Genomic DNA, 9,804 nt, shown 5'->3' with positions numbered 1-9,804 from the left:
AACCTTCTCAAGCTTGATACTTCAGTGAAGGCTGGTATCAAGAACAAACGTAAAACCTGTGGCTGGGATGAAGACTATATGATGAAAGTGCTTGGGCTGATTGATTCTTGATCATGTTTTTGCCCTGCACCGTGATCTGAGCCGCCATACGCAGCTAAACCGTTTTGACTAATTTGTCCCGTATCCATAAACAAACCCTCTGGAGTTTAAATACATTATTTACAGGCGATATCCGTAAGATACATTCCTTACTAACATTGCAATTCTTTCCCCCACACTGCGTGACTCATCCAACAGGACTCCGTTGGTTTGGGAATATTATGCCTCCTGTACGATCAACAAAAAGACTGTAACACTTTCCCAAAAATGAGTTCCTAACCATTAAGTTAGGAATAGTTAAATTCCTTAACGCAGTTAATAACTCCCTTTTACCCAGACCGCTCAGACCCATTTTTGTCCATTAAGTTCCCTTTTTATAAAAAAATTAACCCGAATTCCTATCACAACAGGCCATTCCCAGCTCATAAAACCTGATACTGGCTTTACAGGCCCACTATTCAGGCTACTCTATAGGGCAGAAAAATCATGCAATCTATTGTTAATATTGATATTTTTTAATGATCACGTATTTTTTCGGGATTCACATGATCGCTACACCCCGGTTACTAAAAAGCGCCTTTATTATGATCGCCCTGTTGCCACACCTTGCCTTTGGCACAATGCCAAGCCTCAATGATTTAATCAGTATGAAATGTACTGTTAATGGAAAAAACAAGACAGTAGAGTTTGAACCTGGCATCATCCAATACACTGTAGGCAATCAACCTTATTTCATAAATAATGAAATCACTTATTATTTAACTCAATATTCTACAGGAGACAACACCTACAGAGTTCCTGGAATAGAAGGAGACTGGTTTCTTCAGGTTTTCCCAGGCCCACAGCCAAATCTAATGCAAGAGCCCGTGACTGCAATAAACCCAAACGCATCAACTTTTACAATGCCAGATACCAGCATACCCCCACCGGGGTTTACATACCAGTCACCCTACCCACAAGAGAGTATGGCTATTGTTTTATCAATACCAAAATACCAAAAAGAGGTGAGCCAACTAAATCAACAGTTAGAAGAACTGTCAGCCAGAAGAAAAGAAGAAGTGGAGCAACTGAATCAACAGCTAGAAGATTTGTCAGTCAGAAGAAGAGAAGAAGTGAAACAACTAAACCAGAAACTTGAACAAGACATAGCAAAGAGTAAAGAAGAATCTGAAAATCTTAAAAAAGAGATATTTGATCTAAAGCAAAAAATCAAAGATCAAACAAATCAATTAATGCAGTCAGAGAAAAAACATCAGTCAACACAAGATGAATTAGAAAAAACAAGTAGCGAATTACTGGAAGACAAAAGAAAACTTCAATACCGGCTTGAATCCTATTCTGAAGAACATGCCAGCTCTCTTGAGACCAACCGTACTCAGGAAAATAAGATTCATCAATTACAAAAAGAAAAAGAGACTGCAGATAGAAAAAACCAAGAACTTCAGAGAAAAACAGAAAACCAGAAAGATGAAATTAACAAATTGATGACTCAACATAAAAAAACAAAACAAGCTTTGGCAAGAGTAACAGAATGTGAGTCTGAGATATCCGAAAACAACAGGCTCATAGCGTTATTAAAAGAAAAACTCAAAACACTAAATCAAGAAAAAGAGCAAAATATAAAGAGAGCCAAAGAAGATTCTGAAAAAATAGCTAATCAACAGATCATCATTCATGGACTGCAAAAGTGGATCCCATTCTTGCCTCAACAGCAAACCCCAAAAAAATTGAAGATTGATCCAGAGACGCCAGCAACCACTGCTGAGCAGCGATCTCCCGCCCAGGAAGCAGCAGAAAGCCTGGTTCCGTATATTAAGCAACAGTGGAACGAAGCCCAGAAACAAATAGAAGAACAAAGCAGACAACTGGAAGAGATGCATAAGCAGCATGAGCAGAATGGGCTAGCTATGGCTCAGTTTCAGGCGGCTCTATCCAAGCTAGAAGATAGAGCGGCCTCTAGCCCTTTCGACCCGTTAGGCCGTCTTGAGGAATTAGAGTTAACTGCGCAACATACACCTGGAGACGGTGCCTGCCTGCTCCATGCAGTCACCCAGGGGCTTGAAGAGACACCTGACACCGCAGCATTTAACCAGCTTTTAGTCCAATACATTTTGGGGCATGGGCAAAACTGGCAGGATTCCGTTCAACATGTCATTAGCCTTGCTGGAGCCAGCTCACAGGAGCTGCTCAACCAGCTCCTGAACTTACAGGCCCCCTCAGCTGGCAACCCAGAGCATTGGGGAGATCACAGACTTTTTGCCCTAATCGCCGTTGTTCTGCAAAGACCTGTATTGCTGGTTCTGGCAAATGGAGCTTTTGGCCATGACGGCGAAGACCCTCAGATTGCCATACAATTCAGCCCTGATGCCTCTACTCCTGCTTATCTAAGCCAAGTACCCACCAGCCAGATACTGCAAAACCCTGAACAGTCAAATACTCTATTGGTCGGGTTCATCCAGGCAGGAAAAAAAGGGAGAGGAAATCACTTTTTTCAGCTTAAAAGAAAACCCAAAAAGCAATGCCGGCTTGAGTCACAAGTCTAACTAATGGAAGGAAGAGCCCACCTGAAAAAGGCCAGCTCTTCGAATCGTCAGTGAAAAGGGCTTATACCAATGATTCCAAAGCCACTTCCACCATGTCGTTAAACGTCAATTGACGCTCTTCAGGAGGCAGGGCCTCGCCGGTGCGGATATGATCACTCACCGTACATATGGCCACACCCTGGGCACCAAACTCAGCACAGACACCGTAAAGACCGGCTACTTCCATCTCAACACCCAGCACCCCGTATTTTTCCATCATGTCGAACAGGGTTGGGTCCGGATTATAAAACAGATCCGCCGTAAACAGGTTGCCCACTTTTACCGACAGCTTCATGGACCGGGCGGCACTGACCAGGTTTTCCAGAAGCTCATAGTCGGCAATAGCGGCAAAGTCATGATCCCTGAAACGCATGCGGTTGACCTTTGAGTCCGTGCATGCGCCCATGCCAATCACCATATTCCGCACTTTGACATCTTTGGAAATGGCACCACAGGAGCCGATACGAACCAGCTTCTTCACCCCGTATTCGGTAATCAGTTCTTTGTAATAAATGGAGGCAGACGGAATCCCCATCCCCACTCCCATCACCGAAACCTTTTTGCCTTTATAGGTTCCTGTGTAGCCGAACATATTGCGCACATCCGTGACCTGTTCAGCACCTTCCAGAAACTTCTCCGCAATGTGCTTTGCTCGCAGAGGGTCTCCAGGCACGAGGCAGGCTTCAGCAAACGCTCCGGGTTTAGCATTGATATGAGGTGTCACTGATATATCCTCTATTCAGTCCGGCCGACTGCACAACCATTAAAGCGATGTTCAGAGCTGACCGGCAACCGTGTTTCTATATGACTCAACAGGCAATTGTACTATCAGGCCGTTGCCAGAAACGACTGGCCATATTCCATTGGCTCAAGACCAAAATAGCTCGCCAGGGACTGGCCAATATCCGCAAAGGTATCCCGTTTACCCAGGGAGCCCGGTTTGATTTTCTTTCCATAAACCAGCACCGGTATGTGCTCCCGGGTGTGGTCAGTGCCGTGCCAGCTGGGGTCGCAACCATGATCCGCAGAGATGATCAGAACATCATCCTCTCCCAGGGCATTAAGCATCTCTGGCAGCATCGCATCCAGCTGTTCCAGGGCACCGGCATAACCGGCAATATCGCGACGATGACCAAAGGAGGAGTCAAAGTCGACAAAGTTGGTAAACACAATGGTCCGGTCACCGGCCAGCTCCAGCTCTCTCATGGTGGCATCAAACAGGGCAGGAATACCGGTGGCCTTGACCTTTTTGGTAATCCCCTGGTGGGCAAAAATATCGGCAATCTTGCCAACACTCACCACCTCACCACCACTGCTGGCCAGCTTATCCAATACTGTTGGAGCCGGAGGCAGAATAGAAAAGTCCCGCCGGTTGCCGGTACGCTGAAAATCACCGGCATCGTCACCAATAAAGGGCCGGGCAATCACACGACCAATGTTGTACGGCTCAAGCAGTTCCCGGGCAATTTTGCACACTTCCAACAATCGGTCCAGACCAAAGGTTTCTTCATGGCAGGCGATCTGGAAAACACTGTCTGCAGAGGTGTAGACAATAGGCTTACCGGTTTTCATATGCTCTTCGCCCAGGGCTTCCAGAATGGCAGTACCGGAAGCATGGCAGTTGCCCAATACTCCAGGCAAACCGGCTTTCTTAATCAAGGCATCCAGCAACTCCCGGGGAAAACTGTTCTGTTCATCATGGAAATACCCCCACTCAAAAAGCACCGGCACTCCTGCCATTTCCCAGTGGCCACTGGGCGTGTCCTTACCGCTGGAAATTTCCCGGGCGTAACCATAAGCCCCCTTGATTTCAGTATCCGTTGTCATACCCGCAGGGAATTCCCCACTGGAATCTCTGGCGGCATGAGCCAACCCAAGGCTTGATAATACTGGAAGGTTCAGGGGTCCCTGGCGGCCAATATCCGCTCGCCCCTCAGCACAGGCTTCGGCAATATGTCCGATGGTATTGGCACCGGCATCACCAAACCGGTCGGCGTCTTCAGTGGCACCGATGCCGAATGAGTCCATCACCAGAATGACTGCACGTTTCATTCGTAACTCCTGCTATCCATGAGCCGGGGGCATGGAGCACTCAACGCTCATATGCCCATGGCGAAAAAACCACAACGAAAAAAAGACCGACCGGATCCCTCTGAAGTACCGGAGCAATAGCGCCCTCACTGGCACCATCTGTCTCCTGGTAAACACCTGCCCGCCCCATTAGCTATGCCAAGCAATACAAGGGTCATTGTAGTTCAGATGTCTCCCGGCAACCTCAAGGGACTGATGATGCAGAGCAGCTATCTCAGCAAGAGTCAACAAAAGCAACCTTGCCCGTTTTGGCAGGGGAAAATAAATGCCTGGACTTCAAAACATCAAACCCATTAATAAAATGGCGCCCTGAATTTCTCTGGACAGGGGGCTCCTATTTGCGTGTCGGTCTGAAAAAATCCGGTTCCATTTTTACCAAGAAAATAGTGAATTTCATAGAGGTAATCCACACCCTGGTAATTCTTACACCACAATGACGTATTTTCCGGGAGCCGACTGAGGATATCATTGCGGTCAATCAATTGTTCTTTTCTTTCTTTCAGTCTTGCAAGCACTTTGCCAGTGTCTATTTTCTTCTCGTAGTCGGAAGCCAATTTAAAATAGTCCACCTGACTCAAACCTGAGCAGGTACCATGCTTTCGCCACTCGTGGGGGAACAGGCTGTCTGAGCCCTGAGGATATAAGGCTTTCAGCCGGTCATTGCGGGCCAGAAAATGGAGGGTGGCTTCATCAATCGGGCAGTCCCTGAATGACCGGCAACCCGGGGAGTTAAAACAATAGGATGGGTGATAATTATTAACCCCACTGTCTGAAGGTGATTTAAAATAAGGCCAGACGCCATGCACTTTAAAATTATTCGAACATGCTTTCAATTGATTGATCACACAAAAACTCGGTTGCCAGGTGACCGCATAAACCAGAAAGTCATAATCACCACTGCGACTGTTCTTTACGCTGACTTCCCCGCTGGAAGAAAAAACCTGGGCTGAAAAAAAAACAAACGCCAGAAAAATCCAGGAATATAAATGTACTTCTGTTTTCATGTGGGAACGGTACATAAGAGGCCTCTGCCAGATTGAAACCCGGGGTTATCCTTGATGCAACGCCAACTGCACGTCAAAGACAGGTTCAACTTACTGAATTTCCAACATTATAGGCAGGGAATAAGGGTGAGGTGTTTCTTCCGGATACAAAAAACCCCTGTACAGGACAGGGGTTTTTGCTGATCATCCACCAGAGTCTGCAGGCTCGCTACATTCTCCTTCGCCCCCCGCTGACCGGTTCGAACCATTGGAACAGGCAACGGTAACAGCTCGAACGTTTTATCAACAGGGATAACAGCACCGGTTCCCGCCAGCACTGTCATTCAGCGATAGTCGAATCATATCCACCTGGCTGATCAGGGTACATCAACAAAATCAGGATGCCCGTTCTTCTTTTTTGAACGACAGTGAAAGTATAGAAGCAAGCGATTGACTGTGGCCGGAGGAATACAAGGGTGGCCGAGCCAAACCGATTGGTAAAAACCCAGAGGGTATACCATCTTTATCCACATCGTTGAATCAGAGCCCATTTCACAGGTGGATTGCAATGACAGAATTCAGGCAGGAGCTTTTCCCCGGCTGGCTTCCCATACAGCTGGCACACTTCTATGAATTCCCTCTCAACTATACCGGCAAAGGTCAGTCCATCGCCGTGATCTCCCTGGGCGGGCATATCAGTAACCAGGATTTGAAAAACAGCTTTCATGCCATGAGAGTGACAGCACCGGATATTGCCGTGGTTGCCGTCAGCAAAGAGCAGATTACCCCCCACCAGGACCAGATGCCAACACTGGAAACCCAGCTGGATGTCCAGGTGCTCGGCAGTATCTGCCCTGATGCCCGGATTACCGTCTACCGGGCGCCTAATCCATTTGGTTTTGCCCATGCCATTGACGCAGCCGTCAAAGACCGGCACCCCGTGATTTCCATTTCCTGGGGAGGGCCTGAGCAGTCGCTGGATGCTCATTCAGAGATGGAGGCCGTGCTCAAAAAGGCCCGGGAGCAGGGTATTACTGTCTGTGCAGCAGCCGGTGATTCCGGCTCCTGTGATGGCCTTAAGGACGGCCGGGCCCATGTGGACTATCCCGCCAGCAGCCACCATGTTCTTGCCTGCGGTGGCACAGAAATGATGCTGAGCAAGCGCAAGATAAAAGAAGTGGTCTGGAACAACAGCGATACGGAAGGCGGTGCTACCGGTGGCGGGGTCAGTGATCTGTTTCCACCCCCCCCCTGGCAGTCCGGCTTCACGATTCCTTCGATCAACACAGGAAAACCCGGCAGGATAGTGCCCGACGTTTCAGCCATGGCCGCCAGCGGTGACTATGCCATTTTCCAGGAGAATGAAGAAATGCTCATAGGAGGGACCAGTGCGGTGGCTCCGCTTTGGGCAGCACTCATTACCCTGATCAACGAGGCCCGCGCCACAAAGAAAAAGCCGCCGCTGGGTTTTATCAATGAACACCTGTATCAACTATCCGCAAAACACGCGCTCTTTAACCCGGTTGCTGAGGGAAACAACCGCCTTGCTGATCACCAGCCCGGGTATGATGCTCACAAAGGCTTCAATGCCTGCTGTGGACTGGGAACCCCCATGGGAGGGAAGCTGTTCAAAGCCTTGCTCTCTGTTTAAACAGCTGGGAGCATCTGAACCCTATTCCGCCTTACAGGCAGCAGCTCCAATATAGTATGATAACGGCCGACAACAGAATCTGATCTGTCTTTACCACTGATTTCAAACTCTCCCATTCACCGTCCAATTAGCAGCCAGCCTTCTATGATTCCAACGGAAACACTCCAGATTGTCAGGGCCGTGGCCCATTTCCGCAATTTTACTGCGGCCGCCAAACATCTGCACAAGGTGCCGTCTGCTATCAGCTACACCGTTCGAAAGCTGGAGGACAGACTGGGAGTACAACTGTTCCTGCGGGACAGTAAAAGAGTGGAGCTGACCCCTGCGGGCGAGCACTTTATGGAGCACACCGGAAAGCTGCTGGCCTCACTGGAAGAACTGGAAAACAGTACACGACAACTTGCTTCTGGCTGGGAAAGCGAACTGCGCATTGCCATGGATAATGTAGTGAATCATGGCAAAATCTATGACTTGATCCATGATCTTCAGGAGGTTCACCCCTCCACCGAACTGGTCATTAACACCGAAGTCTATAACGGCTCCTGGGATGCTCTTTACCATGGGCGCTGCCAGGTGGTGATTGGTGCTCCCCAGGATATTCCCGACACCATCTCCTCCCATGACCGCTTTGCCTGGCGCTCCATGGGCAAAATGACCTGGGATTTTGTGGTGGCCCCGGATCATCCACTGGCTGACCGAAAAGAGCCTCTGTCCATGGAAGAACTCCGGGAGCACAAGTCTATTTGTATCCAGGACACCTCCCGCTTTTTCCGTCAGGGATACAACCTGCTGCTGGAAAATCAGCAGGTTCTGCTGGTTCCGAGCTTCAGGGCTGCCATTGAAAGCCTGCTGCGAGGCCTTGGCGCAACCATTCTGCCCAGCCACTTCGCCCGCCCCTATATTGCCGAGGGCATGCTGATTCGCAAGGAAGTCCCGGACCTGCATTACAACGACGGCTGTCTTCTGGCCTGGAACCAGGAAAACATGGGCAGCGGCCTGAAGTGGGTGCTGGACTGGCTGGGTTCCGAAAGCTGGCTCAACAAAGTCTGGCTGCAATACGATAACAGCAAACCCATGGGCTACCATGTACCTTGATCTGAGCTATTCTGCAGGCATCCACTGTTTTACGATTCGAGTGAATGCCTGACAAAACCTGCAGCAAGAGAAAACAGTTAGCCGGATTGAGGAACACATGCAATGACATTGGGTGTCAATCATCATGAAAATGTCATCACTCTACCCTATCCTGACGGTTATTGTTCTGGTTACTGGGGGTAAAACCATGGCAGAAACCGTCCGCCTGTCCCTGCACTCAGATCTTCACCAGGAGTTGCAGGTGGATGCTGTTGAGCTGGTTGACGCCAGTAAGGCCGATATCATTATTCTGGCAGGCGATATCCATAATGGTCTGGACTCAATAGACTACGCCCGTAAAGTGGCCGAAAAAAACCGGGCAAAGGTCATACTGGTTGCAGGCAATCATGACTATTACGAATACGATCTGAATGAACTTGAAAAGCAGTTCCGGAAGCAGGCCACAGCAACCAAAGACGTGTATTTCCTGGAAAAAGACACCCTGGAGCTGAGAGGGGTGCGCTTTCTTGGATGCACCCTATGGAGTGACTTTCAGCTCTATGAAAAAGAAGATCCCGGAAGTGCCCACATCGCCATGGACAATGCAGAAGCACAAATAAAAGACTTCAGCCGCATTCGTATTGGTAACGCTTTCCTGAAGGCAGACACCCTGGTTCAACGTCAACAACAGTGTGTTCAGTGGCTCAGGGAAGAAATGGCAAAACCTTACTCAGGCCCAACCGTAGTGATCACCCATTTTGCCCCCGTTCCAGGGTGTGTCCATGACAAGTGGAAGTCTGAGCCTCCGAAACGTAACGACTATTCACCCTACTTCGTGAATGACCTCACAGACCTGATTACCACCGGGCAACCGGATTACTGGTTCTATGGCCACACCCATGACAACATTGAAGTTAAACTGGGTAAAACCAGGATACTGTCAAACCAGAAAGGCTATGGCCTTGAGTATGAGCACAACCACTACCAGCCGGACTTTCTGATCCCAGTGACTGTGCCTTCCCTTTGAATCTTCACCATTCAGCCCCCGGGAAACGCCAAGCTCAACCTGGGCTATTTATCTGAATCGGAAGTTGGTCTCCGGAAAAGTGACTGCTTTTTTGGAGTGTCATGGGACTCTCAAAAACCTTGGTATCTGAAAGAAGGGCTGACATCCAGAAGCACAACAAGATGTAGTCAGGCGCTGTTCAAATTAAGTGTTGCTCTACCCAATGTATAGAAACTTGATCTAAAAAAGCCTCCTCTGAGAAGAGTTGAGTTTTAAGAAACCTTTTCCACCCGAGGTAACGAGACAGGTATTTTGTTG

At 48.6% G+C, this 9,804-nt stretch carries 7 protein-coding genes; 4 read left to right on the top strand and 3 right to left on the bottom strand.

Annotated features, from left to right (window positions below):
* Positions 1–644 precede the first annotated feature (644 nt).
* The gene (locus ACNRUY_RS24800) at positions 645–2,642 is read left to right on the top strand and encodes a hypothetical protein (protein ID WP_488114353.1); all 1,998 of its coding nucleotides are present in this window, start codon (positions 645–647) and stop codon (positions 2,640–2,642) included.
* A gap of 61 nt (positions 2,643–2,703) precedes the next feature.
* Here ACNRUY_RS24800 and deoD read toward each other — a convergent pair whose 3' ends face one another.
* The 3 genes from deoD to ACNRUY_RS24785 form a co-directional block, all read right to left on the bottom strand.
* The gene (gene deoD, locus ACNRUY_RS24795) at positions 2,704–3,405 is read right to left on the bottom strand and encodes a purine-nucleoside phosphorylase (RefSeq protein WP_488114352.1); all 702 of its coding nucleotides are present in this window, start codon (positions 3,403–3,405) and stop codon (positions 2,704–2,706) included.
* Between the two features lie 104 nt (positions 3,406–3,509).
* Positions 3,510–4,733, bottom strand: a complete 1,224-nt coding sequence (locus ACNRUY_RS24790; RefSeq protein ID WP_488114351.1) for a phosphopentomutase — start codon at positions 4,731–4,733, stop codon at positions 3,510–3,512.
* Positions 4,734–5,065: 332 nt separating this feature from the next.
* Positions 5,066–5,791 carry a ribonuclease T2 family protein gene (locus ACNRUY_RS24785; protein WP_488114350.1) on the bottom strand — a complete coding sequence of 242 codons (726 nt, stop codon included), beginning with the start codon at positions 5,789–5,791 and terminating at the stop codon, positions 5,066–5,068.
* A gap of 532 nt (positions 5,792–6,323) precedes the next feature.
* Between ACNRUY_RS24785 and ACNRUY_RS24780 the strand changes: the two genes are divergently transcribed.
* The 3 genes from ACNRUY_RS24780 (at position 6,324) to ACNRUY_RS24770 (ending at position 9,507) form a co-directional block, all read left to right on the top strand.
* The gene (locus tag ACNRUY_RS24780) at positions 6,324–7,406 is read left to right on the top strand and encodes a S53 family peptidase (protein WP_488114349.1); all 1,083 of its coding nucleotides are present in this window, start codon (positions 6,324–6,326) and stop codon (positions 7,404–7,406) included.
* A gap of 144 nt (positions 7,407–7,550) precedes the next feature.
* Positions 7,551–8,501 (top strand): LysR substrate-binding domain-containing protein, encoded by a 951-nt coding sequence (locus tag ACNRUY_RS24775; RefSeq protein WP_488114348.1) that lies wholly within the window; start codon positions 7,551–7,553, stop codon positions 8,499–8,501.
* Between the two features lie 124 nt (positions 8,502–8,625).
* Complete coding sequence (locus ACNRUY_RS24770; RefSeq protein WP_488114347.1) at positions 8,626–9,507, top strand: metallophosphoesterase; 882 nt, start codon at positions 8,626–8,628, stop codon at positions 9,505–9,507.
* Positions 9,508–9,804: the final 297 nt, after the last annotated feature.

Source organism: Endozoicomonas sp. Z74, assembly GCF_057680865.1.
This window is presented reverse-complemented; position numbering and strand designations above follow the sequence as displayed.

Excerpts from the sequence above, each read along its gene's own strand:
- ACNRUY_RS24770 (WP_488114347.1), top strand. The coding sequence starts at position 8,626 with ATGAAAATGTCATCACTCTACCCTATCCTGACGGTTATTGTTCTGGTT.
- ACNRUY_RS24790 (WP_488114351.1), bottom strand. The coding sequence starts at position 4,733 with ATGAAACGTGCAGTCATTCTGGTGATGGACTCATTCGGCATCGGTGCC.
- ACNRUY_RS24785 (WP_488114350.1), bottom strand. The coding sequence starts at position 5,791 with ATGTACCGTTCCCACATGAAAACAGAAGTACATTTATATTCCTGGATT.
- ACNRUY_RS24800 (WP_488114353.1), top strand. The coding sequence starts at position 645 with ATGATCGCTACACCCCGGTTACTAAAAAGCGCCTTTATTATGATCGCC.
- ACNRUY_RS24775 (WP_488114348.1), top strand. The coding sequence starts at position 7,551 with ATGATTCCAACGGAAACACTCCAGATTGTCAGGGCCGTGGCCCATTTC.
- ACNRUY_RS24780 (WP_488114349.1), top strand. The coding sequence starts at position 6,324 with ATGACAGAATTCAGGCAGGAGCTTTTCCCCGGCTGGCTTCCCATACAG.